The organism is Streptomyces sp. NPDC090088 (assembly GCF_044747345.1).
In the GTDB taxonomy this organism is placed as follows: Bacteria; Actinomycetota; Actinomycetes; order Streptomycetales; family Streptomycetaceae; genus Streptomyces.
On the sequence record NZ_JBIVDZ010000013.1, the window covers coordinates 306,076 to 332,669 of the forward strand.

Genomic DNA, 26,594 nt, shown 5'->3' on the forward strand with positions numbered 1-26,594 from the left:
CTTGCCTAGGCCACATCCAGGCCGGGGTTCGGGACGGCCGTCATCCCTTGGGGCGAACGGGACAGCGCGGACGGGGGCACCGGACGGCTGATGCCGGAGAGGTCGTGGGCGGCCACGCTGTTGCGGTCGGCGACCGTGCGGCCGAGGGCGTGGTACGGCCACAGTCCCCCGGCCTGCCGGCGGCTGCGCTCGGTCCACTCCAGCGCCTCGGCGGCGCGGGCCCGGAAGAAGTTGAGCGCGTAGCCGCCGGAGTGGATCCGCAGCAGGAGGAATCCGCCGGGGTACTCCTTGGCGGCGCCGACCTCCTGCAGGGTCACGTGCGGGGCGAGGGGCAGCCGGGTGCGTTTGTTGCGGTGGGTGTGGCCGGCGTGGTGGAGGAACACTCCGGGGGCGGTGGCGTAGGCCCGCAGGATCGCGCGGGCCTGACGGCGGCTCAGGCGTTGGCCGGGGCTCACCGGGAAGAGGGCGTCCCGGACGGTGAGCGGGTGGTGTCCGAAGACCACGGTGGGCTGTTCCCGGTGCGCGCGCAGCCGGCGCCGGAACCAGGACAGCTGCTCGGCTCCGAGGCCGCCGGTGTCGGCGCCGTTGCCCCGCTTGTCGTAGGTGTCGAGGCCGATGATCCGCAGGCCGCCCACGTCGTGTTCGAAGTAGCCGGGCCGGTCCTGGCCGCCGAAGACACGGTGGAAGGGGTCGTTCTCGCGCATGCCGCGGTCGTGGTTGCCGCGGACGACGAGGTAGTCGCGGCCGTGGGTGCCGAAGCCGTCCAGGATCCGTCTGGCCTGTGCCAGGTCGCGCGGCCCGCCGCCCGCGGAGATGTCGCCGGCGGCCAGCAGCAGCTGGGCGCCCCGGTCGCGGGCCTCGTCCACCACGGCCCGGCTCATGAGTTCCGGGTAGGGGGCGAGCCCCGTCCGCTGACTCACTCCGCGCAGGAAGGGCACCCCGGCCACCAGACCGGCGATCGTCTCGCCGATGTGCAGGTCGTTGCAGAGGGCGAGGGAGAGGAGGTGGCGGCCTGGCGGGGGCTGCGGGGTGGTGAAGGAGTAGGGGCCGCCGGGCGAGCCGAGGCCGTGCCGGGAGGTGCCGGCCGCGTTGCCGCGGACCAGGTGCAGGGCGGTGGGTGTGGCGGGCACGCCGTGGGAGCGGGCCTGGTAGTAGTAGGTCTGCCCCGGCTCCAGGCCGGTGAGTTCGACGTGGTGGTTCGCCGTGGGCCGGTCCTCGCCCGCGGTGCGGTTGAGGCGGGCGGGGTGGGTGCCGTAGACGACCTCGCCCTCCGTGACGGCGGGCAGCATCCGGCCGGTGCCGTCGTCGGTGCCGGGCTGGGCGGTGTGCCAGGTGAGGACGGCGCGGTCCTCGGTGAGGGTGACGAGTTCGAGGTGGACGGCGGCGAGGGAGCGGGGTGGGCGGGGGCGGGCCGTGGGGACGGCGGCCCGGAGCAGGGCGGGCGCGAGCAGGAAACCGGAGCGCAGTACCTCGCACGGGCCGGGTATGCCCGCGAGCGCGCCGAGGGGGACGGGGAAGCAGCAGCGCATGTCTGCTATGTGCCTGGCCCCGGTGAACGGCGGACGTGGTGGCGGAAGCCGCGCACGGTATGGAACCAGACTTCTTGGCTCCTCACGAGACGTCTCCGAACCGCTCCCGCAGCTCCCGCTTCAGGATCTTGCCGCTGGCGTTGCGGGGCAGCTCGTCCACGAACAGGACCCGCTTGGGTGCCTTGAAGGCGGGCAGTGTCTCCTTCACATGGGCGATCAGCCCGGCCTCGTCGACCTCGCCGCGCACCACCACGACCGCGGTGACCGCCTCGATCCACCGTTCGTCGGACAGGCCGATCACGGCGGCCTCGGCGACCGACTCGTGGGTGTAGAGGGCGTCCTCCACCTGCCGTGAGGCGACCAGTACGCCACCGGAGTTGATGACGTCCTTCACCCGGTCGACGATCGTGTAGTAGCCGTCGGCGTCGCGTACCGCGAGGTCCCCGGAGTGGAACCAGCCGTCGCGGAAGGCCGCCTCGGTCTCCTCGGGCTTGTCCCAGTACCCCTCGCACAGCTGCGGTGAGCGGTAGACGATCTCACCGGGGGTGCCGTCGGGGACGTCCGCGCCGTCCTCGCCGACCACCCGTGCCTCCACGAACAGCACGGTGCGGCCGCAGGAGTCCAGCCGCCCCTTGTGCTCCTCGGGTGCGAGCACGGTGGCGAGCGGACCGATCTCGCTCTGCCCGAAGCAGTTGAACAGGGCGAGTTTCGGGAGCCGTTCCCGCAGTCGTTCGAGGACGGGCACCGGCATGATCGACGCCCCGTAGTAGGCCTTGCGCAGTCCGCTCAGGTCGCGGGTCGCGAAGTCGGGCCGGTTGGACAGGCCGATCCACACGGTGGGCGGTGCGAACAGGCTGTCCACGCGCCCGGTTTCGACCAGGTCGAAGAGCGTGTCGCCGTCCGGCCCCTCCAGGATGACGTTGGTCGCGCCCACCGCCAGGTACGGCAGCAGGAACACGTGCATCTGGGCCGAGTGGTAGAGCGGCAGCGCGTGCGCGGGCCGGTCCCCGGCGCTCAGGTCGAGGGCGGCGATGGCGCTCAGGTACTCGTGCACCAGCGCCCGGTGGGTCATCATCGCGCCCTTGGGCAGCGCCGTGGTGCCGGAGGTGTACAGCAGCTGCACCAGGTCCTCGGTGCGCGGTTCGGGCCCGTCGTACGGCGCCGCGTCCGCGAGCCGGTCCAGGAGCGAGCCGTCGGTGTCCCGCAGCGGCAACACCCGTACGCCGTCCGGGAGTCGCCCGGCGAGGCCGGGGTCGGCGAGGACCAGCGCGCTGCCCGACTGGCCGACGATGTACGCGAGATCGCCGCCGGTCAGGTTCTGGTTGACGGGGACGTGCACCAGGCCGGCCCGGGCGCAGGCGAGGAACGCGATCAGGTAGGCGTCGGAGTTGTGCCCGTAGGCACCGACCCGGTCGCCGCGGTCCAGGCCCTGGTCCAGCAGGACGGTCGCCGCGCGGGAGACGGCGTCGTCGAGTTCCTCGTACGTCCAGCGCCGTCCGCCGTACTCCACCGCCACCCGCGCGGGGGTACGCCGGGCGCTGCGCCGCAGCACCCCGTCAACCGTGCTGCCCTGTCCCTGCGTCATGACTCATGATCCTCGGCCCGTCGCCGGGACAGGTCAAGCACCGTCGCGGCAGATCATCCGGACCGGAAGTCAACTGCCCTTTCCATCAATGAAGTTGGGAGGCACAGATGCGTACCACCTCTGTGCGACGACTGCTCGTCGCAGCCGTCGCCCTGCTCACCGCGTCGGCCGCGTTACCGGCCGCCGCGGCCGGGCCGCCGACCCGCCAGGACCGTCCCGCGCACGGCGGGCTGTCCGCCGTCATCCGGTACACCGAGTACGGCATTCCGCACATCCTCGCCGACGACTACGCGGACCTCGGCTTCGGGACCGGCTGGGCGCAGGCCGCCGACCAGGTCTGCACGCTCGCCGACGGCTTCGTGACCGTGCGCGGCGACCGCTCGCGCTTCTTCGGGCCCGCCGCGGCCACCGACCTCTCGCTCTCCTCGGCCGGCGACAACCTCTCCAGCGACCTGTACTTCCGGGGCGTACGGCAGTCCCGCACGGTGGAGAAGCTGCTCGCCGCACCGGCGCCGCTGGGCCCGAGTCGGCAGGTGAAGGACCTGCTGCGCGGGTTCGCCGCCGGGTACGACAGCTGGCTGGCGCGGCACCGGATCACCGACCCGGCCTGCGAGGGCGCGAAGTGGGTGCGTCCCATCAGCGCGCTGGACGTGGCCACCCGGTACTACGCCCTCTCCGTGCTCGGCGGCCAGGGCGGGTCCGTGGACGAGATCACCGGGGCCGAACCGCCCACCGGCCCGACGGCCACGCCGACGGGCACGGAGCCGGGTGTCGACGCCCAGGCCCTGATCAAGGCCGTGCGGGCGGGAGCGGGCACCGCCGACATGGGCTCGAACGCGGTGGCGTTCAGCGGGGCGGCCACCGCGAACGGCCGCGGTCTGCTGCTGGGCAACCCGCACTACCCGTGGCAGGGCGGACGCCGGTTCTGGCAGTCGCAGCAGACCATCCCGGGCGAACTGAACGTGGCCGGCGCCTCGTTGCTCGGCACGCCGACCATCGCCATCGGCTACAACTCCCGGGTGGCGTGGAGCCACACCGTCTCGACCGGTGTCCCCTTCAACCTGACCCGGCTGACGCTCGATCCGTCCGACCCCACCGTCTATCTGGTGGACGGCAGGCCGGAGCGGATGACGAGACGGACCGTGACCGTGCCGGTCGAGGGCGGCGCCCCCGTCACCCGCAGCCAGTGGTGGACGCGGTACGGCCCGGTGATCGCCGACCCGGACGGCGATCCGCCGTTGCCCTGGACCTCGACGACGGCGTACGCGCTCAACGACCCGAACGCCGCCAACTTCCGGTTCCCCGACACCTCGCTCGGTTTCGGCAGGGCGCGCTCCACGGCGGACGTGCAGGCGTCCCTCGACCGGCACCAGGGTCTTCCCTGGGTGAACACCGTCGCGGCGGACTCCGCCGGGCACACCCTCTACACCCAGTCGCAGGTGCTGCCCCGGATCACCGACGACCTCGCGGCCCGCTGCTCCACCGACCTGGGGAGGATCACCTATCCGCAGGCGGGGCTGGCGGTCCTCGACGGCTCCCGGGCCGGCTGCGCCCCCGGCAGCGACGCCGACGCGGTGCAGCCCGGCATCTTCGGGCCCGCTCGGATGCCCACCCTCAAGGACGCCCCGTACGCGGAGAACTCCAACGACAGCGCCTGGCTGGCCAACGCCGACCGGCCCCTCACCGGGTACGAGCGGATCTTCGGCACGGTCGGGACGCAGCGCGGACTGCGGACCCGGGGCGCGATCGAGGACGTGGCGGCGATGGCCGCGCGGGGCGGGCTGACGGTCCGGGACCTCCAGGACCAGGAGTTCGCGAACCGGGCGCCCGCGGGTGCGCTGGCGGCGGCCGACGCGGCGACGGCGTGCGCCGCTCTGCCGGGCGGTACGGCGACGGGCAGTGACGGCAAGGCCGTCGACGTCGCCGGGGCGTGCCCGGTGCTGGCGTCCTGGGACCGGACCATGAACACGGACAGCAGGGGCGCCCTGCTCTTCGACCGCTTCTGGCGGAGGCTGACGTCCTCCGTGCCGGCCCCGCAGTTCTGGAAGGTGCCGTTCTCCGCGGCGGACCCGGTGCACACACCGAACACGCTCAACACCGCGGCTCCGGGCTTCGCCACGGCCCTCGCGGACGCCGTCGCCGAACTGCGCGGGGCGGGTGTCCCGCTCGACTCCGCGCTCGGGGAGCACCAGTTCGTCGTACGGAGCGGCAAGCGCGTTCCCGTTCCGGGCGGTACGGAGCGGCTGGGTGTGTGGAACAAGATCGAGCCGGTGTGGAACGCGGCACAGGGCGGCTACTCGGACGTCTCGTTCGGCTCCAGCCACATCCAGGCGGTGGGCTGGGACGGCAGCCGCTGCCCGGTGGCCCGCACCCTGCTGACGTACTCCCAGTCCTCGAACCCGAACTCGCCCCACCACAGCGACCAGACCCTGTTGTTCTCGGATGAGAAATGGGTGACCGCGCGGTTCTGCGAGAAGGACATCCTGTCGTCACCCGCGCTGAAATCCGTCCGGGTGAACGAAATCTGAGCCCACGTGGTCCCGTCCCGTATCTGGGGCGGGACCGCACTCATGGGGCGGGAGGAATGCACTGTCGATGCACAAGGCATCAACAGCCGTTCACGCCGGGTGCAATTTGCTTCAACGTGCCCCCGTGCGCCCCTTTGGAGAAAGGTTTCGGGAAACCTGGAAACCGTTCAACTGGGCAGAACACGTCTCGCACCGGACAGGAGGCTTTCATGAACCGTGCCGTGCCCGAACAAAAACGAACGTGGACGACAGGTACTGCTCCCGGCATATTCCCTCTCCTCGGTCACGGTATCGCCTTGTACCGTCGCCCGCTGGCGTTTCTGAATTCTTTGCCCGCGCACGGGGATCTGGTCGAGATACGGCTGGGCCCCCAGCGTGCCTGGATGGTGTGTCACCCGGAGCTGGCCCACGAGGTGCTCATGGATCCGCACACCTTCGACAAGGGGGGCCCGCTCTACGACAGACTCGGGAAACTGATGGGCGACGGACTGGTCACCTGCCGTCAGTCCACCCACCGCGACAAACGCAGGCTGCTGCAACCGGGTTTCCGCCCGTCCCATGTCGCCGCGTACACGGACCTCGTCACCGAGGAGGCCGAGGCGGTGTGCGAGGGGTGGCGGACGGGCCGGACCGTTCCGGTCACCGAGGCCATGATGACCTTCACGACCCGCACGATCAGCCGGGTCCTGCTCTCCGACTCGCTGGACGACCCGACGACCGCCCAGGTCCGGGACTGTCTCGCCGACGTCGTGCGGGGCCTCTTCGTCCGTACGGTCGTCCCGATCGACGCCCTGTTCCGCCTGCCCACCCCCGCCAACCGCCGCTACCGGAACGCCCTGTCACGCCTGCACGCCATCATCGACACGGTGATCGCGCGGCGCCGCCGGGGCCCCGACCGGGACGACGTACTGGGAACGCTCCTGGCGGCGGCGCACGGCGAGGGGGACGGCCCGCCGATCACGGACCAGGAGATCCACGACCACCTGATCACCCTGCTCCTCACGGGCGCCGAGACCACGGCCCTGTGCCTGGCCGCGGCCTTCGATCTGCTGGCCCGCCATCCGGCGGCCGAGCGGCGTCTGCACGCCGAACTCGACACCGTCCTCGTCGACGGGCGCCGGCCCGGCCCCGACGATCTGCCGCACCTCGTACGGACCCGGTGCGTGGTCTCCGAGACACTGCGTCACTCGTCACCGGGCTGGCTCTTCACCCGGGTCGCCATCCGGGAGACGGAACTCGCCGGGCGCCGGCTGCCCGCGGGGGCCACCGTGCTCTACAGCCCCTACCTCCTGCACCACGACCCGGCGTCCTTCCCCGACCCCGAGCGGTTCGACCCCGACCGCTGGCTGCCGGGGCGGCCCACCGCCGAGCAGCGCCGCGCGACGATGCCGTTCTCCGTCGGCAACCGCAAGTGCCTCGGGGACGAGTTCGCCATGGTGGAGGCCACCTTGGCGCTCGCCACCATCGCCGCCCACCTGCGCCTGCGCCATCTCCCCGGCCACACCCCCCGGCCGCCCCGGCCCGCGATCACACTCGGACCGCGTTCGCTGGTCATGACCTGCGAGGCGCGATCGCGCATGCCGTCACCCCACCCCGCAGGCACCCCTCGCGCCGCACACTCCGGAACGGCAGGTGATCACGTTGTCGACGACGCATGAGGAACGCCCGGTCGCTGTACTGGACGGATCCCAGGTCTCCAACCTCAGGGACCTGATCGACCATCACCTGCACATGCCGTTTCCGTTCGCCCGCAACCCGCACGAGTCCGAGGCGGCCGCCGGCGTCGACGCGTGGCTGGGCGCGCGGGGGCTGACCGGCGAACCGGGTGTGGCGGAGATGATCGCCCGCACTCGCCCCGCCCAGCTCGCCTCCTGCACCAGCGCGGGCGTCGATCCCGGCCTTCTCCAGATCGTCGCCAACCAGATCGCCTACCAGTTCGTCTTCGACGACCGCGCGGAGGACGTCGGCCGGCGCTCCCCGGGTCTGCTGCTGCCCATGCTGTGCGAGAGCGTCGCGATCCTGCGGGACGGGCAGGCGCCCACCACTCCTCTCGGAGCGGCCCTCGCCGACCTCCAGCGGCAGGTCCGGGAACGGTGCACCCCCGCACAGGCCGCGCGGTGGGCGTGGAAGAGCCGTGAATACGTGCACGGTCTGCTGTACGAGGCGGTGGCCCAGGACCAGCCCTTCCCCCTGCGGTCCGGGGAGTGCACCTCCATACGGTCGCTGACCGCGGGCGTCGAGCCGTTCTACCCGCTGTACGAGGCCGCCCAGTCCCACGAGGTGCCCCTGGCCGAGCTCCACCACCCCGGTGTACTGCGGCTCGGCAGGCTGTCGGCCGACGCGGCCGTGTGGACGGCCGACCTGTTCTCCGCGGTGAAGGAGCAGCGCGCGGGCGAAATGATCAACCTGGCCCTGGCGTACCAGCGCGAGCGCGGTGGCTCACTGCAGGCCGCCGTCTACCTGGCCGTCCAGCGGATCAACGACACGATCGAAGAGTTCCAGAGGATCCACCGGGCGATCGAGGCGGAGCTGAGCCCGGCCGGCATCGGCTATGTGGAGGGCATGATCGGCTGGATCCGCGGGTGCTACCAGTGGTCGCGAACCGTACCCCGGTACGCGGACGCGGCCTCGGTCCCCGCCGCAGGCCTACATCCGGGGCCTCGTACCCGGTGAGAGGGCATTCTCCCATCCCCGGTCGATGATTCACCCTATAGTGCTCAATCCGTCCTATCGCACCTGCTCGGGGCGTACGCTCGGCTGTCCCGCAGGCCGAACGAAGAGGGCGGTACGGCACATGGCGACGGAGCTGCGGCAACCGGTCATGGACCCAGAGACGTTGATCGAGCGCCAACGGGAACTCCATGCCCTGGACGCCGCGTTCAAGGAGCTGCGGCGTACGACGGACGGCGTGCCGCGAGCACGGCGCGCCGGACTGCTGGCCTTCACGGGGTCGGCCGGACTGGGCAAGACGGCGCTCGTCACGGAGGCACGCGCCCAGGCCGCGGCACAGGGGTTCACCGTGCTGTCGGGCCGCGGCGGCGAGGCGGAGCAGAGTTCGGCGTTCCGTGTCGTGCGCCAGTTGCTGCAGCCCTCCCTGGCGAGGATGGGCGAGGCGGAACTCCACGCCTTCCTGGGGAGTTGGTACGACACCGTCGCCGCCGTGCTCGGCCTGGAGGCGAAGGGGCCCGCCCCCGCGCCGGACGCGACCGGCGTCCGTGAGGGGCTCGACTGGGTCATGACGCGCCTCACGGTGAAGAAGGCGCCCGTCGTCCTGCTCCTGGACGATCTGCACTGGACGGACCCCGAGTCGCTGAGCTGGCTCGCCTCCTTCGCGCCGCGGGTCGACGACCTGCCCCTGCTGATCGTGGTCGCCTACCGGCCCGACGAACTCCCCTCCGAGGCGGTGCCGCTCCGCGCGCTCGCGGGGGATCACGGGAGCCGCCCGCACGACCTGGCCCTGCTCACCCCCGAGGGCGTGGCGCGGATCGTCAGGAGCGAGCTCGGGGAGACGGCCGAGGACCGGTTCTGCAAGGAGTGCTGGTCGGCCACGAACGGCAGTCCGTTCGAGGCGGTGGAGCTGGCCATCGGACTCGGTGAGCGGAGGCTGGGCGGCACCGACGGCGACCTGACCGAGATGCGCGAACTCGCCGCGATGATCAAGGGCCCGGGACTGATCGAGCGTCTGGAACGGCTCGGCACTGCGACCGTCCGGTTCGCGCACACCGCGGCCGTGCTGGGCTCGCCCTTCTCACCGCAGCTCGCCGCGACCATCGCGGTGCTCGGCGAGGAGGCGGTCGCCGAGGCGATCGAGAAGCTGCGCGGGGCCCGGATCCTGGCCGAGGGCCACGGACCCGAGGGGGAGCTGGAGTTCGTCCACCCCCTGATCACCACGACGATCTACCGGTCCATCCGCACGGCCTTCCGGACCGGTCTGCACAACACCGCCGCGCAGACTCTGCTGGCCGCGGGATACGGCCCCGCCACCGCCGCCCGGCATCTGATGGAGGTCCCCTGCGAGGACCGCCCCGAGACGGTCGCCTGTCTGCGCGAGGCCGCCCGCGTGTACCTGCGCGCCGGTGCCACCGAGGCGGCCGGGCGGCTGCTGACCCGTGCGCTGCAGGAGCCGCCGCTGCCCGAGGACCGTGCCGCGGTGCTCCACGAACTGGCCTGCGCCACGTTCCTGATCGAGCCCACGGCCACGGTCAGACATCTGCGGCAGGCGCTGGCGCAGCCCCACGTCGACCCCGATCTGCGCGCTTCCATCGTCTACCGGCTGACGACGGCCATGGCCCACACCGACCAGCTGGCCGACGCCGTGACCGTGGCCGCCGAGGAGGCGCGCAAGGCCACGAACCCCCGCGTCAAACTGCGGATGCAGGCCGACCAGTTCGTCTGGAGCATGGTGCGTTCCGACGACCAGGACTCCCCGGCCCGCTCGCGGACGATGGCCCGCCTGGCCGAACAGCTGCCCGGCCGCAGCCTGGAGGAGCGCTACATCCTGGGGCTGCGGGCCTGGGACGCGGCCATGCGCGGCGAGCCGAGGCGGATCTCTCTCGGGTATGCCGAGAAGGCCCTGACCGGCGGTATGAGCTGGACCGGCGAGAACCGGGGGTTCGAGGTACCCCTCTCCGTCGCCCTGGTGTTCCTCTACGGCGACCAGCCGCGTCGGGCCGAGGCGTTGTTCGACCAGGGGATCGCCGAATGCATCGCGAAGGGCTGGCACGGCTCCCACCTGGCCTTCGGGCAGACCATCGCCGGCTACATCCGCTATCGCCGGGGCAGTCTGGCCGAGGCCGAGGACGTCGTACGGGAGGGTCTGCGCATCGCGGGCAAGATGGACGGGGTCGTGGCCGCCCAGTGGTTCGGCATGAGCATCCTCATCAAGACCCTGCTGGCCCGCGGGCGCGTCGCCGAGGCACGCGCGCTCGCCGACGAGCACGCCTTCGACGAGACGCCCCTCAACACGGTCATCTATCCCGACCCCCGCACCGTCTACGCCGAACTCCTCCTCGCGGAGGGGCGGCACGCCGAGGCGGCGCGGCTGCTGGTCGCGGTCGGGGAGTGGCTGGACGGGCGGGGCTGGCGCAATCCGGCCTGGTGCCCCTGGAAGCTGCGGCTGGCGTCCGCACTGGCCCCGACCCGTCCGCAGGAGGCGGTCGGTCATGCCGAGGACGCCGTGCGGCGGGCCCGGGACTTCGGTGCCGCCTCCACGATCGGTCAGGCGCTGCACACGCTCGCCGAGGTGACCGGCGGGCCGGCCGCCGTGGACCTGTACGCGGCGGCGGTCGACCAGCTGGAGCAGTCGCCCGCCGCCTATGAACTCGCCCGTGCCCAGGTCGGCCACGGTGCCGCGCTGTCCCGCAACGGGCGGCTGCAGGAGGCCGCCGACCGGCTCTACCAGGGGCTGGAGGGAGCCGTGCACTGCGGGGCCGAGGCGCTCGCCGCCCGGGCCAGGGAGGAGCTGTCGGCGGCCGGGATGCGCCCGCTGCCGTTGCGTTACGTGCAGGCGGACACGCTGACCTCGCAGGAGGTGCGCACCGCCGAACTGACCGTCCAGGGACTGCCGGTGGCGGTGGTCGCCAAGGAGCTGCGGCTCACCGAGCAGGGGGTGCGGCAGTTGCTGTCCCGGGTCTACCGCAAGATCGGCACCGACTCGGCCGGCCTCGCCGGGTATCTGGAGGCCCGTTCCCGCCCGCACTCGTGAGTCAGACGGGCCGGGTGCGCCCCTCCCAGTACGGGTCGCGCAGGCGCCGCTTGTACAGCTTGCCGTTGGGGTCGCGGGGCATCTCGGCGATGAAGTCGACGGTCTTGGGGCGTTTGTAGCCCGCCAGTTGTCCGGCGCAGTGGGCGAGGAGGGCGGCGGCGAGGTCCGGTCCCGGCTCGTGTCCGGGGGCGGGTTCGACGACGGCCTTGACCTCCTCGCCCCAGTCGTCGTGCGGGATGCCGAAGGCGGCGGCGTCGGCGACGGCGGGGTGGGCGAGCAGGGCGGACTCGATCTCGGCGGGGTAGATGTTGACCCCGCCGGAGATGATCATGTCGATCTTGCGGTCGCGGAGGAAGAGGTAGCCGTCCTCGTCGAGGTAACCGAGGTCGCCGACGGTGAAGAAGTCGCCGATGCGGTTCTTCTCCGTCTTGGCCTCGTCCTTGTGGTAGGAGAAGCCGCCGGTGTTCATCTTCATGTAGACGGTGCCGAGTTCGCCGGCCGGCAGCCGGTTGCCGTCGTCGTCGAAGACCGCGAGTTCGCTGATGGGCCAGGCCTTGCCGACGGTGCCGGGCTTCTTCAGCCAGTCCTCGGCGGTGGCGAAGGCGCCGCCGCCCTCGCTGGCCGCGTAGTACTCCTCGACACTGGGGCCCCACCAGTCGAGCATCGCCCGCTTGACGTGGTCCGGGCAGGGGGCGGCGCCGTGGATGGCGTGCCGCATGGAGGAGACGTCGTAGCGTGCGCGCACCTCGTCGGGGAGCGCGAGCAGGCGGTGGAACTGGGTGGGGACCATGTGGGTGTGCGTGCACTGGTGGGTGTCGATCAGGCGGAGCATCTCCTCGGGGGTCCACTTGTCCATCATCACCAGGCGGTGGCCTATGTGGAGGGACGCGCCCGCGAACTGCAGGACGGCCGTGTGGTAGAGCGGCGAGCAGACCAGGTGGACGTTGTCACCGAAGGGCCGGATGCCGAAGATGCCGAGGAAACCGCCGAGGTAGGCCTCCTCGGGGAGCTTGCCGGGCAGCGGGCGGCGGATGCCGCGGGGGCGGCCCGTCGTACCCGAGGTGTAGTTCATGACCCAGCCGAGTTCGCGGTCCGCGGGGGCCGACCCTGGCCGGCCGTCGAGGAGATCGGCGTACGGGCGGAAGCCCTCGACCTCGCCGACGGCGTACCGGTGGGTGGCCGGGAGACCGGCCTCGTCGGCGGCCTGGCGGGCGGGGGCGGCGAACCGCTCGTGGGCGAGCAGCACCTTCGCGCCGGAGTCCGCGACGATCCAGGCGATCTCCGGGGCGACGAAGTGGTGGTTGACGGGGACGAGGTAGAAGCCGGCCTGGGTGGCGGCGAGGTACGCGGTGAAGAACTCGGGCCCGTTGGGCAGGACGACCGCGAAGGCGTCGCCGCGGCGCAGGCCGGCCGCGCGCAGTCCGTGGACGAGGCGGTTGGTGTCCGTGAGCAGGCGTCCGGCGGTCCATTCCGCGCCGTCGGGTGCGACGAGCACCGTGCGGTCGGGGTCGCTGGTGGCCTGGGCCCAGAATCCGGCGGGGGGCGTGCTGGTCACGTGCCGCTCCTTCCGGCGATGCGGTTGATGTGGTCGACGGCCTGTTCGAAGCCCCGGGTGAGGTCGTCGAAGACGGCCTGGACGCTGCGCTCGCTGGTCATCCGGCCGACGATCTGGCCGACGGGGGTGCCGAGCAGGGGTTCGACCTCGTACTTCTGGATGCGGGTGAGGGCCTCGGCGACGAGCAGGCCCTGCAGCGGCATGGGGAGGGTGCCGGGCCCGCTCGGGTCGTCCCAGGCGTCGGTCCACTCGGTGCGCAGCTGGCGGGCCGGTTTGCCGGTCAGGGCGCGGGAGCGGACGGTGTCGCCGGAGCCGGCGGCGAGCAGCTTGCGGGTCACGGCGGGCGAGGAGAGGTCGGCCTCGGTGACGGTCAGCCACAGGGAGCCCAGCCACACGCCCTGGGCGCCGAGGCTGAGCGCGGCGGCCACCTGCCGGCCGCTGCCGATCCCGCCCGCCGCCAGCACGGGCAGCGGGGCGACGGCGTCGACCACCTCCGGGGTGAGCACCATGGTGGCGATCTCCCCGGTGTGGCCGCCGGCCTCGTAGCCCTGGGCCACGACGACGTCGATCCCGGCCTCCTGGTGCTTCACCGCGTGCCGGGCGCTGCCGGCGAGCGCGGCGACCAGGACACCCCGGTCGTGGGCGCGGGCGACGACGTCGGCGGGCGGGGAGCCGAGGGCGTTGGCGAGCAGCCGGATCGGGTAGTCGAAGGCGACGTCGAGCTGGGTGCGGGCGACCTGCTCCATCCATCCGGTGATGCGCCAGCCGGACGCCTCGCCGTCGGCGAGTTCGGGCACGCCGTGCTTGGCGAGGGTGTCGCGGACGAACTGCCGGTGCCCTTCGGGGATCATCGCCTCGACGTCGGCCTCGCTGACGCCCTCCACCTTCTTGGCGGGCATCACGACGTCGAGCCCGTACGGCTTCCCGTCGATGTGCGCCTCGATCCAGTCGAGGTCGCGTTTGAGGTCGTCGGGGGCGGTGTAGCGGACCGCGCCGAGCACTCCGAAGCCGCCGGCCCGGCTGATGGCCGCGGCCACGGCGGGAAAGGGCGTGAAGCCGAAGACGGCGTGCTCGACTCCCAGGGTCTTGCTCAGCTCCGTCTGCATGGGCGCAGGATGCCCCAGCCGGGCAGCCGACGGAAGGCTTTTTCTGATGCTCCGTCAGATTTCTCGTGGGTGCCCGGGCCGCCGGCCGGAAGCACCGCGTGCGCCGGTCCCCCGCGTCAGCCGTCCGCCCCCTTCAGCACGGCCATCGCCGCGTTGTGCCCCGGCACCCCGCTCACCCCTCCGCCGCGCACCGCGCCCGCCCCGCACAGCAGGACGTTGGCGTGCCGGGTCTCGACGCCCCAGCGGCCGGTGGTGTCCTGGGCGTAGGGCCAGGAGAGGTCACGGTGGAAGATGTTGCCGCCAGGCAGCCGGAGGTCGTGTTCGAGGTCCAGGGGGGTCTTCGCCTCGATGCAGGGGCGGCCGTCCGCGTCCAGGGCGAGGCAGTCGGTGATCGGTTCGGCGAGGTGGGCGTCGAGCTGGGCGAGGGTGGCCTTGAGGAGTTCCGTGCGCACGGCGTCGTTGTCGGCGGCGAAGAGCCGGGCGGGGGTGTGCAGACCGAAGAGGGTGAGGGTCTGGTAGCCGCGCTCGACCAGGTTCCGGCCGAGGATCGTGGGATCGGTCAGGGAGTGGCAGTAGATCTCGGAGGGCGCGGCGCTGGGGAGCAGGCCGGCCGCCGCCTCCGCGTGGGCGGTGGCCAGTTGGCCGTACCCCTCGGCGATGTGGAAGGTGCCGGAGAACGCCTCGCGCGGGTCGACGGCGGTGTCGCGCAGCCTGGGCAGCCGCTTGAGCAGCATGTTCACCTTGAGCTGGGCGCCCTCGGCGGGCTCCGGGGCCGGATCGCCGGTGAGGGCGGCGAGTTCCTGCGGGGAGGCGTTGACGAGGACGTGCCGGGCGGCGGCCACCCCCTCGCCGTCGGCGGTGCGGTACGCGACCTCGGCGCCGCGGCCGTCCGTCTCGATCCGGACCGCCTCGTGCCCGGTGGCGAGCTCCGCGCCCGCCGAGCGCGCGGCGGCCGCCAGCGCGTCGGTGAGGGCGCCCATGCCGCCCACCGGCACGTCCCAGGCGCCGGTGCCGCCGCCGATGACGTGGTAGAGGAAGCAGCGGTTCTGGCGCAGCGAGGTGTCGTGGGCGTCGGCGAAGGTGCCGATCAGCGCGTCGGTGAGGACGACGCCGCGCACCAGGTCGTCGGTGAAGTTCTCCTCGATCGCTACCCCGATCGGCTCCTCGAACAGCTCCCGCCAGGCCTCCTCGTCGTCGATCCGGCGGCGCAGTTCCTCGCGCGAGGGCAGCGGTTCGGTGAGCGTCGGGAAGACGCGCTCGGCGACCCGGGCGGTCCGGCCGTAGAACCGCTGCCAGGCCTGGTACTCGCTCTTGCCGCCGGTCAGCCGTTCGAAGGCCTCGCGGATCCGCCGCTCGCCGCCACCGACCAGCAGGCCGGTCGGCCGGCCGTCGCGCTCCACGGGTGTGTACGACGAGACGGTCCTGGCGCGGACCCGGAAGTCCAGGCCGAGATCGCGGACGATCTTCTTCGGCAACAGGCTGACCAGGTAGGAGTAGCGGGACAGCCGGGCGTCGACGCCGGCGAAGGGCCGGGTCGAGACGGCGGCGCCGCCGGTGTGGCCCAGCCGCTCCAGCACCAGCACGGACCGGCCGGCCCGGGCCAGATAGGCGGCCGCGACGAGGCCGTTGTGTCCGCCGCCGACGATGACGGCGTCGTAGGTCCGGGATGCTGTGGTGGCAGGAGGCATGGTTCTTCGTAACACGTGATGATCCACCGGGGAAGCCAAACGATTCTGTGGTGACTTGTTCCCTCCAGTTGGACCAGACGCCGTCAAGTCCGCAAGCGGGTCCGTCGAGAAGTCGCGCATGGGAAAGGTGAAGGCGTGGACGGCGAGGGTGCGCACCTCGTTCGCCGAGCGGGCCCCGTTCTGGGCCTCTCGCGGCGAGCTGGGCGCGTGGGAGCAACGGGAGATCCTCCGGTCGAGGATCGCCGAGCTGGAAGCCGTGCTCGACGCGGTCGCGGCGAACGCGCGGACGGACAGCGAGGCGTGCGGCACGGATCCGCGCTACGCGGAGAAGGCGCGCGAGGAACTCCGCGCCGCCAAGGACACCATCGGCCACCAGTGGCATCCGATGATGAGGCGGGCCGCCCACCTGGGCGTGGCGCAGTCGCATGTCGACTCCGCGCTGAATCTCATGGTCTGGATGGCGTCGCTCGACGACATCACGGCGCATCTGCCGGACATCGTGGCCCGCATCGACGAGCACTTCGCCCCCGGTGACCCCCGCCGCGTCCGCAGCGCGGCGATCGCCCGCAAGCTGAACGATCCGAAGAACGCCGAGCTGAGCCCCGCCGACCGCGCCTTCCTCGCCGAGACGATCAGCCTCGCGCGGCGACTCAAGCGCAGGGAGACGCTCCGCGTACGCAGCTTCGTACGGATCGTCAAGGTCGTGACGGTATGCCTGACCGTCGGCGCGGTCGCCATCGCCGTCGCGGGCTACCTGTGGAAGCACGTGGTCCCGCTCTGCTTCACCCCTCACACCGGTCAGAGGTACTCCATCGTCTGCCCGACGAGCAGCGTGACCGCCGGCCTGACCCGGCCGACCACCACACAGGTCGCCGCAATCACGCGCCCGGCGGACTACCTCGTCGTCGAGGTGGTCGGCATCGTGGCCGCGTCGATCGCCTCCGCGGCGGCCCTGCGGCGGATCAGGGGCACGGCACTGCCGTACGACGTCCCGGTCGTCCTCGCGCTGCTGAAACTGCCCACCGGTGCGCTGACGGCCGTCCTCGGGCTGCTGCTGATGCGGGGTGGATTCGTGCCGGGGCTCAGCGCCCTCGACTCGACGGCGCAGATCATCGCCTGGGCCATCGTCTTCGGCTACTCCCAGCAACTGTTCACCAAGTGGGTGGACAATCAGGGACAGGCACTGCTGGACTCCGTGCGCGGTCCGCAGAATCCCGCCACACCCAGCGACAGACGCCCCAGCGAGCCCCCCGGGCCCTGACCCGGCGGGTCAACGACCGCCGGAGGCCCGCTGCTGCCGCAGCACCGCGACCCGCCGGTACAGCTCCACGGCCTCCGCGCCCCGCCCCAGCTGCTCCAGACAGTGCGCCTCGTCGTTGCGGCTGGCCAGGGTGTCGGGATGGTCCGGGCCGAGGACGCGTTCCCGCGCGCCGGCCACCCGCCGGTACTCGCTGAGCGCGTCCGCCCAGCGCCCCAGCCAGCCGAGGCTCACGGCGACCTCGCGGCGGCTGACCAGCGTGTCGGGGTGGTCGGGGCCGAGGACCCGCTCGCGGATGGCGCAGACGTCACGCGATTCGGCGAGGGCCTCCTCCCAGCGGCCGCGGCGGCCGAGGTTGACGCCGAGGCCGTGCCGGGCGCGCAGGGTCTCGGGATGGGCGGGGCCCTGCACCCGGGTGCGGTCGTCGATCAGGGCGCGGTAGAGGGCGAGCGCGTCCGCGCTGCGGCCGAGGCGGCCGAGGCTGATGCCGACCTCGTAGCGGGCGGCGAGGGTGTCGGGGTGGTCGGGGCCGAGGGCGCGGGCGCGGGCCTCCGCGACCTCGCGGTAGGTCCCCAGGGCCTCCTCCCAGCGGCCCAACTGGCCGAGCGCATAAGCGACTTCGTAGCGGGTGACCAGGGTGTCGGGATGCTCCGGGCCGAGTACCCGGGCGCGGGCGGCGGCCACGTCGCGGGCCATCCGGTAGGAGTCCTCGAGGCGACCGAGCCTGCTGAGGTTGAAGGCGAGGTTGTGGCGGCAGCGCAGGGTGTCGGGGTGGTCCGGGCCCATCAGCCGCTGCCGGGCGGCGAGTACGGCCGTGTACGCCTGGTGGGCTTCGAAGTGCCGGCCCAACTGGCCCAGGACGTAGGCGATCTCCTGGCGGGCGGCGAGGGTGTCCGGGTGGTCGGCGCCGAGCGCGCGCTCCCGGTCCCGGGCGACCTCGGTGTACGCGCGCAGGGCGTCGGCGGCGCGGCCGGTGCGGCTGAGGGTGAAGGCGATCTCGTAGCGGCTGGCGAGGGTGTCGGGGTGGTCGGCGCCGAGCAGGCGGTCACGTTCGGCGGCGACACCGCGGTGCACCTCGCCGGCCTCGGCCCAGCGCCCGAGCCGCCCGAGGCTCAGCCCGGCGTTGTGGCGGCCGGCGAGCGCGGCGACGGTCGCGGGAACGGAAGCCGAAGCGGGACCGGAACCGGGGCCGGAAGCGGGAGCAGGAGCGGAAGCGGCGGCAGGACCGGGACCGGCGAGCGCGGGCGGCGGCTGTGCGGTGCCGGTGGCGGGGCGGGCGGTCCACTCGCCGGTGAGTCCGGCGCTCGGGTCGGGCGGGGTGGTGCGCAGGGGAGCGCCGGTCGCCTTGTGGCCGGTGGTCATGCCCCGGGTCCAGGACGGCAGCCCGGGTGCGCGCGACGCCGGTTCCGGGGACCGGAGTCGAGGCCGTGCGGTGACCACGGTGGGGACGTAGGTGGGGGTCGTCCGCCCGAGGGTGATGCGACGGCCCAGCTCCTTGGCGTCGTAAGGGCGTTGCTCCGGTCGCTTGGCCAGCAGGTCGAGGACGATCCGCTCGAACCAGCCGGGCAGTTCGGCGCGTTGGTCGCGGGGTGGGGCGGGCGGGGTGTCACGGTGGCCGACGAGGATCGCCCAGGCGTCGCCGAGGTCGAACGGCGGCGCCCCGGTGGCGATCTCGTACAGGACGCAGCCCAGCGAGTACAGGTCGCTGCGCTGGTCGACCTCCACGCCGCCGATCTGTTCCGGGGACATGTAGTGCGGGGTGCCCATGGCGATGCCGGTGCCGGTCAGCCGGGAGGTGAAGCCGATGTCGGCGCCGAGGCGGGCGATGCCGAAGTCGCAGATCTTCACGGTGCCGTCGGTCAGCCGCATGATGTTGGCGGGTTTCAGGTCGCGGTGCACGATGCCCTGCTGGTGGGTGTAGGCGAGGGCGGCGGCGACCTGTTCGGCGATGTCGACGACGTCGCCCACGGGCAGCGGATGGTGCTTGTTGTCCTCCAGCAGCTGGCTCAGGTTGCGGCCGTCGAGCAGTTCCATCACCAGGTAGAGGACGCCGTCGGACTCGCCGAAGTCGTGGACGACGGTGACCCCTCGGTGCGAGAGCGCGGCGGCCACTCTCGCCTCGCGGCGGAACCGCTCGCGCAGCACACGGGTGAACGCCTGGTCGTGGTGCGGGCCGAGCGGCTTGAGGCACTTCACTGCGACCTGCCGGCCCAGGGACTCGTCGCGGGCCCGCCACACCTCCCCCATCCCGCCCCGCCCGATCAGGTCCAGCAGCCGGTAGCGCCCCTGGACCAGCCTGGTGTCAGCCATCGCGCGCCGTCGCCCCCCGTCGCCTCCAGCCCGCCCTCCCCTGGGGGTCACGGGCACCGCGTGGCCGCGCGGTGCCGTACACCCCCAACTCGTCCAGTATGGCGCCCTATCGCCCGGCTTTGTACGGTGCGGGGCGCGCGTCAGGACCGAGCCTCGCCATGGCGCGCAGGATGTGTTTGGGCGGGAGTTGCCAGCGCAGACGTGCGGGAACACAGCGCAGCAGGGTGCCGGTGGCGCGCAGCCGGCGGGTGACGACGGCGGCTCGGGGGGCCGGTCTGCCGTACAGCTCGTGGGCGTACGGCGGCAGAGCGGCGTACGCCAGCTGGGCCACGCGCCGCCAGAGCACTTCGCGCGCCGGTATCAGGAGCGGGTGCGTCGGCGGGCGGAGCAGGAAGTCGTCCACCGCGCGTGCGTCCGCTCCCGCGCCGAGTCGCGGCCGTACCTTCTCGAAGTAGGCGGCCAGCTCTTCCTGGTCGCCCGGCGCGGCGGCGGGGTCAAGGCCGACCAGGCGGGCGCTGGTCCGGTGTTCGGCGATGTAGCGGTCGGCCTGCGCGTCGGTGAGCGGGAAGCCGGAGCGGCGGACGACGTGCAGATACGAGTCGATCTCGGCGCAGTGCACCCACAGCAGCAGTTCGGGTTCGTCCACGCCGTACCGTTCGCCGGTGTCCGGGTCCGTGGCGGCCAGCATGCTGTGGATCTTCCGGATGCGGGCCCCGGCCCGCTCGGCGGACTCGGTGGTGCCGTAGGTGGTCGTGCCGACGAAGTTCGCGGTCCGCATCAGCCGGCCCCAGGCGTCCCGCCGGAAGTCCGAGTTCTCCATGACTCCGCGCACCGCGCGCGGGTGCAGGGCCTGCAGATAGAGCGCGCGGACTCCGGCGACCCACATCATCGGGTCACCGTGCAGCTGCCAGGTCACGGAGGCCGGGGTGAAGAGCCCGGGGTCGGCGCCCATGACGGCAGATTAACGCCGTACCCGGGGCATCCCCAGTCCGATCCAGGAGATGATCTCCCGCTGGATCTCGTTGTTGCCGCCGCCGAAGGTGAAGATGACCGCCGAGCGGTAGCCGCGTTCCAGGTCTCCGTGGAGGACCGCGCCCGCCGAGCCCTCCTTCAGCGGGCCCGCGGCGGCGGCGATCTCCATCAGCCAGGCGTAGGCGTCGCGGCGGGTCTCCGAGCCGTAGACCTTGACGGCGGAGGCGTCCTGCGGGGTGAGGGTGCCCTCCTGGACGGCGGTCACCATCTGCCAGTTGAGGAGTTTCATGGCGTCCAGGCGGGTGTGGACCTGGGCGAGGCGGCGGCGCACCCAGGGCAGGTCGACGACCCGGCGGCCATCGGCGAGCTTGGTCTCCATCGCCCAGCGCTGGACGTCGTGCAGGGCGCGGATGGCCATGGTGCCGTGGGCGGCGAGGGTGACCCGCTCGTGGTTGAGCTGGTTGGTGATCAGCCGCCAGCCCTTGTTCTCCTCGCCGACCCGGCGGGAGACGGGGACGCGGATGTTCTCGTAGTAGCTGGCCGTGGTGTCGTGCGAGGCGAGGGTGTTGATCACCGTGCAGGAGTAGCCGGGGTCGGTGGTCGGCACCAGGAGCATGGTGATGCCCTTGTGGGGCGGGGCCTCGGGGTCGGTACGGGTGGCGAGCCAGACCCAGTCGGCGGTGTCGCCGTTGGTGGTCCAGATCTTCTGCCCGTTGACGACGTATTCGTCGCCGTCGCGCACGGCCCGGGTCTTCAGCGCGGCCAGGTCGGTGCCCGCGTCGGGCTCGCTGTAGCCGATGGCGAAGTCGATCTCGCCGGAGAGGATGCGGGGCAGGAAGTACGCCTTCTGCTCGTCGGTGCCGAACTGCATGATCGTCGGGCCGACGGTGTTCAGGGCCATGAGCGGCAGGGGTACGCCCGCCTGGGCGGCCTCGTCGAAGAAGATGAACTGTTCCATCGCGGTCAGGCCGCGCCCGCCGTACTCCTTCGGCCAGCCCACGCCGAGCCAGCCGTCCGTGCCCAGCCGCCGGACCGTCTCCCGGTAGAAGCGTTTCTGCGCGGCCGGGTCGGCGTAGCGGGCGTAGGCGTTGTCCGGCACCAGGCCGGCGAAGTAGGCGCGCAGTTCGGTGCGCAGCCGCTGCTGCTCGGGCGTGTGGTCGAGGTGCACGGCGCCTCCAGGCTCCCCAAGGGCGGTCCTGACGGCGCACACCGTAGAACGTGTTCCAGAAATTGGGAATGGCGGCGCCGGGGGCGTTTCAGCCGGGGAGCACGGTCGACCAGCCGCCGTCGACGACCAGGTTCGCACCGGTGATGTACGACGCCTCGTCGGAGGCGAGGAAGACCGCCGCGTTGACGACCTCGTCGGGGCGGCCGACGCGGCCGAGGGGGATGTGCCCGGCGATCGTCCGCATGGGGTGGTCCTCGGCCAGCAGGTCGCCCCGCGAGCCCTCGGTGTCGATCATTCCGGGGCTGACGCAGTTGGCCCGGATCCCGTGCGGGGCGCCCTCGGCGGCGAGCTGCCGGGTCAGGGCGATGACGGCGCCCTTGGAGGCGGAGTGCGCGGTCCGCCGGTTGGTGAGCGAACCGGTCAGGCCCGCCGTCGATCCGACGGTGAGGACGCAGCCGCGGCTGCGGACCAGGTGCGGCCAGGCGACATGCGCGGCGAGCCACACGGAGTCCAGCTCCGCGCGCAGGGTGAAGGCGAAGTCCTCGTACGGCTGGGTGTCGACCGCTCCGAAGCGGACGGCGCCCGCGTTGGCGTAGAGGATGTCGACACGGCCGAAGGCGCGGACGGCCTCCGTCACCCAGGCCCGGACGGAGTCCTCGTCGGTGACGTCCAGCCGGGCGGGGGTGCGGGCGGTGCCGCCGGCCTCCGTGATGAGCCGCTGGGTCTCCAGCGCGCCCTCGTGCCGCAGGTCGCCGCCGACGACCAGGGCCCCCTCGGCCGCGAAGCGCAGCGCGGCGGCCCGGCCCTGGCCCCGGGCCGTTCCCGAGATCAGGGCCACCTTGCCGGCCAGGCGTCTTCCTTCGGACGTCACGTACGCGTTCTCCTCACCACTGCGACGGTCGGCGGCGGGTTCAGGACTCGCCGGGTGCCAGCGGGCTGCCGTGCAGGGAGCCGAGCACCTCGGGGCCCAGCACCTTCAGCAGCGGCTCGGTGAAGACGCCGTCGACGAGGACGAACGCCATCCGGGCCACCGTGCCGGTGCGGTTCTCCCAGCGGTGGTCGGTGCCGCGCTGGATCACCACGTCCCCGGCCCTCAGCACCCGCTCGGAGTCGTCGAGGACGAGGACGACCTCGCCGTCCAGGACGATGCCGTAGTCCACGGTCTGGGTGCGGTGCGTCGGGGAGACACAGCCCGGCGGGAACTCGTTGACCCGGATCTTGGTGCCGCCGGGGGCGGGCGGCACGGTCAGGTCGCGCTCGGTGGGCTCGGCCTCGTCGGCGGCGAGGGGCGCCGGCACGGCGTCGGTGTTCCACATCTCGTAGAAGACGGCGCCGTCGGGAGCGGTACGGACGACGGGCGGTTCGCCGTCGGAGAGGAACACGGAGGTACCCGACCCGTCGTGACCGGTGACGATCCGGCGCGGCGGCTGGCTCATGGAGGCGCTCCTCTGGGGGACGGACGGCGCGGAACTCCTGTCACGCTAGGCAGCCGGGCGGGGCGGCGGAAATGCGCGTTCCGGATGCCAGGCATCGGGTCGGCCGCTCCTCCGGGCGCTCCCCCGCCGCACGCGGCCGTTCCACCGCACCGGCACGGGATACCTGTACTGTGCACTTTCTCACGTGGCGGGGCGCGCGGATCCCGGTAACGTCCTGAGCACAGGAAAGAGGAGACGGACCTTGCCCAACTCCACCGGGCCCCGGGGTGGTTACTTCGAGGCCATCGACGAGCGGCGCTACAAGCCGACCGCGCACGCGGGCGGCGCCTGGGACGTGAACGAGCAGCATTTCAGCCCGCTGGGCGGACTCGTCGTGCACGCCCTCGACCGGCATCGGGCCGCGGGACCGGACAACGGTCTGCTGCTCTCCCGGATCAGCTACGACATCCTGGGCCGGCTCGCCCTGGACGAGTGCGAGATCGAGGTCGGGACCGTCCGCCCCGGCCGGACCATCGAGCTTCTCGAAGCGGTCGTGCGGATCGCCGGCCGCCCGGTCGTCCGGGCCCGCGCCTGGTACCTGGCCGCCGCGGACACCACCGCCGTGTCGGGCGGCCCCAGGGAGCGCCTCACCGCGCCCGAGTCGCTGGCCCCGTGGCGGATGTCCGACCTCTGGCCCGGCGGCTACATCGCCTCCGTGGACGTCCGCCCGGTCGCACCGCCCACCCCGGGCCGGACGACGGCGTGGGTCTCCACCCCGCTCGACCTGGTCGCCGGCGTCGAGGCCGGCCCGCTCGCCTCGTATCTCGCCCTCGTCGACACCGCCAACGGCATCGCCGTCCGGCAGCCGCCCACGGCGTGGATGTTCCCGAACGTCGACCTGACCGTGCACCTGCACCGCCAGCCGCGCGGCACCTGGACGGGACTGGACACCACGGTCACCTTCGGCCCCTCCGGCCAGGGCCTCACCAGCACCGTCCTGCACGACGTCGACGGCCCCGTCGGGCGCGCCGAGCAGATCCTCACGGTCCGCCCGCTGCCGGGGGCATGACGAGCGGAGTGCAGAGAAGGGGTGCCGGATCCGGCGCCCCGGGCCGTCAGCCGAGGGCCGCGAGGAAGTCCGCACAGGCCGCGGCGCACTCCCGGCAGGCCGCCGCGCTCGTCCCGGCGCCGCGGTGGGTCTCGAAGGCGACCGCGCATTCGAGGCAGACCGTCCGGCACCAGGCGAGCTGGACGCGCAGATCGGCCTCGCCCCGGCCGTTCTCCTCGGTCAGCGCCCGGCACGTGGCCTCGCACACCTCGGCGCACATGATGCCCTTGCGGCGCACCTTCTCGGACTCGGCGCCGCCGGGGTCGAGCACCCCGGCGCGCAGCGCGCACACCCGGGCACACTCCGCGCAGGCCTGGGCGCAGGCGAAGCGGTCCTCCAGGAACCGGTACAGCTCCTGCTGGGAAGTCTGCTGTGTCACCCGCCCCGGGTAGCCGGGAGCGGGGACGGCAAACACGGCGTCTTGCATGGGTTCCGGCCGTTCGGCGGCACCGCCGGGAGGTCGCCCACGGTGTGCGACCGGCTACGAAACGCGTCCGGTTCGTACCGTTCTGGGTGGGGTATCCCCTTGCTATGAGTACGTCATCGATGCAGCTGGCCGCTCCCAGCGGCCTGATGAGTCTCGCGCTCTTCCTGGTGGCCGTGGCCGTGCTGGCGATGCTCGCCGGCGGCTTCTGGCTGGGCAACCGGGTCAAGTACCACGAGTCGCTCCGGCCGCGCCCCGAGGAGCAGCCGAAGCTGCCGCCGGAGGGCGCGGTGCGCGAGGTCCGGGAGAACCGCGAGTCGGAGGAGATCCCGCTGATTCCCAAGGGTGGCCACGCGCTCACCCCGTACGAACTCAGCAACCAGCAGACCAGGCCGAGCGCGTCGAAGGACCGGCCGCGCTGGAGTCCGGGCTCCAGCGGCTCGTTCGGCGGCGGCGGGCTCGGCGCCCACTGACCCTAGGCAGTCCCCCGGCCCGCGTCGAGACGTCCGACATGGGCCACGTTCCCGAGATCCTCGGCGTCCTGGCTCGGCACCGCCGTGAACCAGGCGTCGAGGATCTCCTTGAGCACCGGCGGCGAGGTCAGGCGCAGGCTCAGGGCGAGGACGTTGGCGTCGTTCCAGCGGCGGGCGCCGTCCGCGGTGTAGGCGTCCGTGCACAGGGCCGCACGCACGCCCGGCACCTTGTTCGCGGCGATCGAGGCGCCGGTGCCGGTCCAGCAGCACACCACGGCCTGGTCCGCGGCCCCGGCGGCCACCTCCCGGGCTGCGGCCTGCGAACAGACGGCCCACCGCGGGTCCGCCCCGGGCTCCAGCGCGCCGTACGTGCGTACGTCATGGCCGCGCCGGATCAGCTCCTCGACGAGGAGCCGGGCGACGGGTTCGTCCATGTCGGAGGAGACGGTGATTCTCATGCCGGTTCACGTTACGCGCCGGCCGGGAAGCTTCCGAGGACGGACGGGTGCCCCGACGGCGTCGGTGCGTTTTGTTACACGGAATGACGTATCCTCTAGTGGAACGTTCCGTGAAACCGTGCGACAGGAGCCTGTCAATGGCCGGGGTCGAAACTTCAGAGGACGCGCAGGCGGGCGGGCGCGGGGGCCGCAGCTCGCTCGCGGGGAACGCCACCGACAAGGCGCTCAACCTGCTGGAGGCCGCGGTGGCACCCGGCTACCCGCACCGGCTCGGCGAGGTCGCGGCCGCCGCGGGGGTGCCCAAGGCCAGCGCGCACCGCATCCTGAACAACCTGGTGGCGACGTCCTTCCTCGCCTCTGACGGCACCGGCGGCTACGGTCCCGGGCCACGGCTGAGAGCCCTCGCCGCCCGCGTCACCCAGGGCTGCGAGGAGGACCAGGTGATGCGCGCCGAACTGGAGGTCCTCGGCAGGCGGGTCGGCACCACCGTGCATCTCGGGGTGCGCACCGGGGACGCCGCGACCTGCCTGATCAAGGTCGCCAGCCCGAAGCCGGTGCAGACCTCGTCGCGGGTGGGCATGCAACTGGCGTTGCACGCCACGTCGATCGGCAAGTGCATCCTCTCCGGCCTGGGCGACGACGAACTCGCCGACCTGACCGGGCGGGTGGGACTGGCGGCCCGCACCGAGCACACCATCACCGACCTGGGCGCCCTGCGCACCGAACTCGCCCGGGTGCGCGCACAGGGCTTCGCCGTCGACGAGGAGGAGAACGAGATCGGCGTACGCTGCGTCGGCGCCCCGGTCCGCAACGCCAAGGGCGCGGTCATCGGCGGTGTCAGCGTCTCCGCCATCACCTACCTGGAGTCCCGCGAGACGCTCCTGGGCTGGACCGATCTCGTCCGTGCCACCGCGGACTCGCTGCACGGCCTGCTGGGCTGAGCCGGACCCCTCCGGCCTGCTCGGTTCCGACCCGCACCACACGGTGCCGGGCGAGCCGCTGCCCGCCGTGCAGGACACGGTGCCGCCGCCCGAGTGGCCGGTGGGCTGCCACTTCCAGAACCGCTGCCCGCGCGTCACCGACGCCTGCCGTGAGAAGCCCGTCGTCATCTCCCGGTCCGCGGCCCTGGAGCGGTCGGCACGGTGCATCCGGCCCGTCGAGCTGATCGGAGAAACGGTCCACGACTGAACACACCCGGGGCGCCGCCCTGCTCGACGTGCACGACCTCAGCGTCACCTACCGCGCGGCGGGCCGCCGGGGCGACGGTGTGAGGGCCGCACGCGGGGTGGATCTGACGGTACGGCGCGGCGAGA

21 protein-coding genes are annotated in these 26,594 nt (G+C 72.6%); 9 read left to right on the forward strand and 12 right to left on the reverse strand.

All coding sequences use genetic code 11. From position 1 onward, the window contains the following. Positions 1 to 5 precede the first annotated feature (5 nt). Together ACIPSJ_RS47745 and ACIPSJ_RS47750 are read right to left on the reverse strand one after the other, a co-directional pair. Positions 6 to 1,529, reverse strand: a complete 1,524-nt coding sequence (locus tag ACIPSJ_RS47745; protein ID WP_401355922.1) for a metallophosphoesterase — start codon at positions 1,527 to 1,529, stop codon at positions 6 to 8. 82 nt (positions 1,530 to 1,611) lie between these two features. Beyond that, the gene (locus ACIPSJ_RS47750; protein ID WP_359213455.1) at positions 1,612 to 3,114 is read right to left on the reverse strand and encodes an acyl-CoA synthetase; all 1,503 of its coding nucleotides are present in this window, start codon (positions 3,112 to 3,114) and stop codon (positions 1,612 to 1,614) included. 107 nt (positions 3,115 to 3,221) lie between these two features. Between ACIPSJ_RS47750 and ACIPSJ_RS47755 the strand changes: the two genes are divergently transcribed. The 4 genes from ACIPSJ_RS47755 (at position 3,222) to ACIPSJ_RS47770 (ending at position 11,346) form a co-directional block, all read left to right on the forward strand. Next, a complete protein-coding gene (locus ACIPSJ_RS47755; protein WP_401355924.1) occupies positions 3,222 to 5,642 on the forward strand; it encodes a penicillin acylase family protein in 2,421 nt (806 codons plus the stop codon). 209 nt (positions 5,643 to 5,851) lie between these two features. Next, positions 5,852 to 7,300, forward strand: coding sequence for a cytochrome P450 (locus ACIPSJ_RS47760; RefSeq protein ID WP_401355927.1), 1,449 nt, complete (start codon positions 5,852 to 5,854; stop codon positions 7,298 to 7,300). After that, complete coding sequence (locus ACIPSJ_RS47765; protein ID WP_401355929.1) at positions 7,275 to 8,315, forward strand: (-)-alpha-amorphene synthase; 1,041 nt, start codon at positions 7,275 to 7,277, stop codon at positions 8,313 to 8,315. The genes ACIPSJ_RS47760 and ACIPSJ_RS47765 overlap by 26 nt, the downstream gene beginning before the upstream one ends. A 121-nt stretch (positions 8,316 to 8,436) precedes the next feature. Beyond that, positions 8,437 to 11,346, forward strand: coding sequence for an ATP-binding protein (locus ACIPSJ_RS47770; protein ID WP_401355931.1), 2,910 nt, complete (start codon positions 8,437 to 8,439; stop codon positions 11,344 to 11,346). 1 nt (position 11,347) lies between these two features. Here ACIPSJ_RS47770 and ACIPSJ_RS47775 read toward each other — a convergent pair whose 3' ends face one another. The 3 genes from ACIPSJ_RS47775 to ACIPSJ_RS47785 form a co-directional block, all read right to left on the reverse strand. Next, complete coding sequence (locus ACIPSJ_RS47775) at positions 11,348 to 12,901, reverse strand: acyl-CoA synthetase (protein WP_401355934.1); 1,554 nt, start codon at positions 12,899 to 12,901, stop codon at positions 11,348 to 11,350. Continuing rightward, a complete protein-coding gene (locus ACIPSJ_RS47780) occupies positions 12,898 to 14,007 on the reverse strand; it encodes an NAD(P)H-dependent flavin oxidoreductase (protein WP_401355937.1) in 1,110 nt (369 codons plus the stop codon). Before ACIPSJ_RS47780 ends, ACIPSJ_RS47775 begins: the two co-directional genes overlap by 4 nt. A 116-nt stretch (positions 14,008 to 14,123) precedes the next feature. Beyond that, on the reverse strand, positions 14,124 to 15,695 hold the full coding sequence (locus ACIPSJ_RS47785; RefSeq protein ID WP_401355939.1) for a phytoene desaturase family protein: 1,572 nt from the start codon (positions 15,693 to 15,695) through the stop codon (positions 14,124 to 14,126). Between the two features lie 118 nt (positions 15,696 to 15,813). Here ACIPSJ_RS47785 and ACIPSJ_RS47790 point away from each other — a divergent pair, with 118 nt between their 5' ends. Next, a complete protein-coding gene (locus tag ACIPSJ_RS47790) occupies positions 15,814 to 16,956 on the forward strand; it encodes a hypothetical protein (protein WP_359213482.1) in 1,143 nt (380 codons plus the stop codon). Positions 16,957 to 16,965: 9 nt separating this feature from the next. Here ACIPSJ_RS47790 and ACIPSJ_RS47795 read toward each other — a convergent pair whose 3' ends face one another. The 5 genes from ACIPSJ_RS47795 to ACIPSJ_RS47815 all read right to left on the reverse strand — a co-directional run bounded on the left by ACIPSJ_RS47795 (position 16,966) and on the right by ACIPSJ_RS47815 (position 22,839). After that, entirely contained in the window at positions 16,966 to 19,263 is a 2,298-nt protein-coding gene (locus ACIPSJ_RS47795) for a tetratricopeptide repeat protein (RefSeq protein ID WP_401355942.1), read from the reverse strand. A 106-nt stretch (positions 19,264 to 19,369) separates the two neighbouring features. Then, positions 19,370 to 20,215, reverse strand: a complete 846-nt coding sequence (locus ACIPSJ_RS47800) for an oxygenase MpaB family protein (protein WP_401355945.1) — start codon at positions 20,213 to 20,215, stop codon at positions 19,370 to 19,372. A gap of 9 nt (positions 20,216 to 20,224) precedes the next feature. Then, positions 20,225 to 21,403: an acyl-CoA dehydrogenase family protein gene (locus ACIPSJ_RS47805; protein ID WP_359213491.1), complete on the reverse strand. Its 1,179-nt coding sequence runs from the start codon at positions 21,401 to 21,403 to the stop codon at positions 20,225 to 20,227. Positions 21,404 to 21,491: 88 nt separating this feature from the next. After that, the gene (locus ACIPSJ_RS47810) at positions 21,492 to 22,274 is read right to left on the reverse strand and encodes an SDR family NAD(P)-dependent oxidoreductase (RefSeq protein ID WP_401355948.1); all 783 of its coding nucleotides are present in this window, start codon (positions 22,272 to 22,274) and stop codon (positions 21,492 to 21,494) included. A gap of 40 nt (positions 22,275 to 22,314) precedes the next feature. Beyond that, positions 22,315 to 22,839: a cupin domain-containing protein gene (locus ACIPSJ_RS47815; protein WP_359213496.1), complete on the reverse strand. Its 525-nt coding sequence runs from the start codon at positions 22,837 to 22,839 to the stop codon at positions 22,315 to 22,317. 241 nt (positions 22,840 to 23,080) lie between these two features. Here ACIPSJ_RS47815 and ACIPSJ_RS47820 point away from each other — a divergent pair, with 241 nt between their 5' ends. Further along, a complete protein-coding gene (locus ACIPSJ_RS47820) occupies positions 23,081 to 23,887 on the forward strand; it encodes a thioesterase family protein (RefSeq protein ID WP_401355950.1) in 807 nt (268 codons plus the stop codon). Between the two features lie 46 nt (positions 23,888 to 23,933). On the opposite strand, the gene ACIPSJ_RS47825 is transcribed toward ACIPSJ_RS47820, so the two are convergent. Further along, the gene (locus ACIPSJ_RS47825) at positions 23,934 to 24,353 is read right to left on the reverse strand and encodes a ferredoxin (protein WP_401355952.1); all 420 of its coding nucleotides are present in this window, start codon (positions 24,351 to 24,353) and stop codon (positions 23,934 to 23,936) included. A gap of 104 nt (positions 24,354 to 24,457) precedes the next feature. On the opposite strand from ACIPSJ_RS47825, the gene ACIPSJ_RS47830 reads away from it, so the two are divergent. Further along, positions 24,458 to 24,823 carry a DUF6479 family protein gene (locus tag ACIPSJ_RS47830; RefSeq protein ID WP_355729180.1) on the forward strand — a complete coding sequence of 122 codons (366 nt, stop codon included), beginning with the start codon at positions 24,458 to 24,460 and terminating at the stop codon, positions 24,821 to 24,823. 2 nt (positions 24,824 to 24,825) lie between these two features. On the opposite strand, the gene ACIPSJ_RS47835 is transcribed toward ACIPSJ_RS47830, so the two are convergent. Further along, on the reverse strand, positions 24,826 to 25,281 hold the full coding sequence (locus tag ACIPSJ_RS47835) for an RpiB/LacA/LacB family sugar-phosphate isomerase (RefSeq protein WP_359213503.1): 456 nt from the start codon (positions 25,279 to 25,281) through the stop codon (positions 24,826 to 24,828). Between the two features lie 137 nt (positions 25,282 to 25,418). Between ACIPSJ_RS47835 and ACIPSJ_RS47840 the strand changes: the two genes are divergently transcribed. Both ACIPSJ_RS47840 and ACIPSJ_RS47845 read left to right on the forward strand, forming a co-directional pair. Then, complete coding sequence (locus tag ACIPSJ_RS47840; protein ID WP_401355955.1) at positions 25,419 to 26,222, forward strand: IclR family transcriptional regulator; 804 nt, start codon at positions 25,419 to 25,421, stop codon at positions 26,220 to 26,222. Next, positions 26,185 to 26,469, forward strand: a complete 285-nt coding sequence (locus tag ACIPSJ_RS47845; RefSeq protein ID WP_401355958.1) for a hypothetical protein — start codon at positions 26,185 to 26,187, stop codon at positions 26,467 to 26,469. The genes ACIPSJ_RS47840 and ACIPSJ_RS47845 overlap by 38 nt, the downstream gene beginning before the upstream one ends. Positions 26,470 to 26,594 lie beyond the last annotated feature (125 nt).

Coding starts and splice junctions, on each gene's coding strand:
- ACIPSJ_RS47760 (WP_401355927.1), top strand. CDS start 5,852: ATGAACCGTGCCGTGCCCGAACAAAAACGAACGTGGACGACAGGTACT.
- ACIPSJ_RS47750 (WP_359213455.1), bottom strand. CDS start 3,114: ATGACGCAGGGACAGGGCAGCACGGTTGACGGGGTGCTGCGGCGCAGC.
- ACIPSJ_RS47755 (WP_401355924.1), top strand. CDS start 3,222: ATGCGTACCACCTCTGTGCGACGACTGCTCGTCGCAGCCGTCGCCCTG.
- ACIPSJ_RS47825 (WP_401355952.1), bottom strand. CDS start 24,353: ATGCAAGACGCCGTGTTTGCCGTCCCCGCTCCCGGCTACCCGGGGCGG.
- ACIPSJ_RS47770 (WP_401355931.1), top strand. CDS start 8,437: ATGGCGACGGAGCTGCGGCAACCGGTCATGGACCCAGAGACGTTGATC.
- ACIPSJ_RS47785 (WP_401355939.1), bottom strand. CDS start 15,695: ATGCCTCCTGCCACCACAGCATCCCGGACCTACGACGCCGTCATCGTC.
- ACIPSJ_RS47815 (WP_359213496.1), bottom strand. CDS start 22,839: ATGAGCCAGCCGCCGCGCCGGATCGTCACCGGTCACGACGGGTCGGGT.
- ACIPSJ_RS47835 (WP_359213503.1), bottom strand. CDS start 25,281: ATGAGAATCACCGTCTCCTCCGACATGGACGAACCCGTCGCCCGGCTC.
- ACIPSJ_RS47830 (WP_355729180.1), top strand. CDS start 24,458: ATGAGTACGTCATCGATGCAGCTGGCCGCTCCCAGCGGCCTGATGAGT.
- ACIPSJ_RS47795 (WP_401355942.1), bottom strand. CDS start 19,263: ATGGCTGACACCAGGCTGGTCCAGGGGCGCTACCGGCTGCTGGACCTG.
- ACIPSJ_RS47800 (WP_401355945.1), bottom strand. CDS start 20,215: ATGGGCGCCGACCCCGGGCTCTTCACCCCGGCCTCCGTGACCTGGCAG.
- ACIPSJ_RS47745 (WP_401355922.1), bottom strand. CDS start 1,529: ATGCGCTGCTGCTTCCCCGTCCCCCTCGGCGCGCTCGCGGGCATACCC.
- ACIPSJ_RS47840 (WP_401355955.1), top strand. CDS start 25,419: ATGGCCGGGGTCGAAACTTCAGAGGACGCGCAGGCGGGCGGGCGCGGG.
- ACIPSJ_RS47780 (WP_401355937.1), bottom strand. CDS start 14,007: ATGCAGACGGAGCTGAGCAAGACCCTGGGAGTCGAGCACGCCGTCTTC.
- ACIPSJ_RS47790 (WP_359213482.1), top strand. CDS start 15,814: ATGGGAAAGGTGAAGGCGTGGACGGCGAGGGTGCGCACCTCGTTCGCC.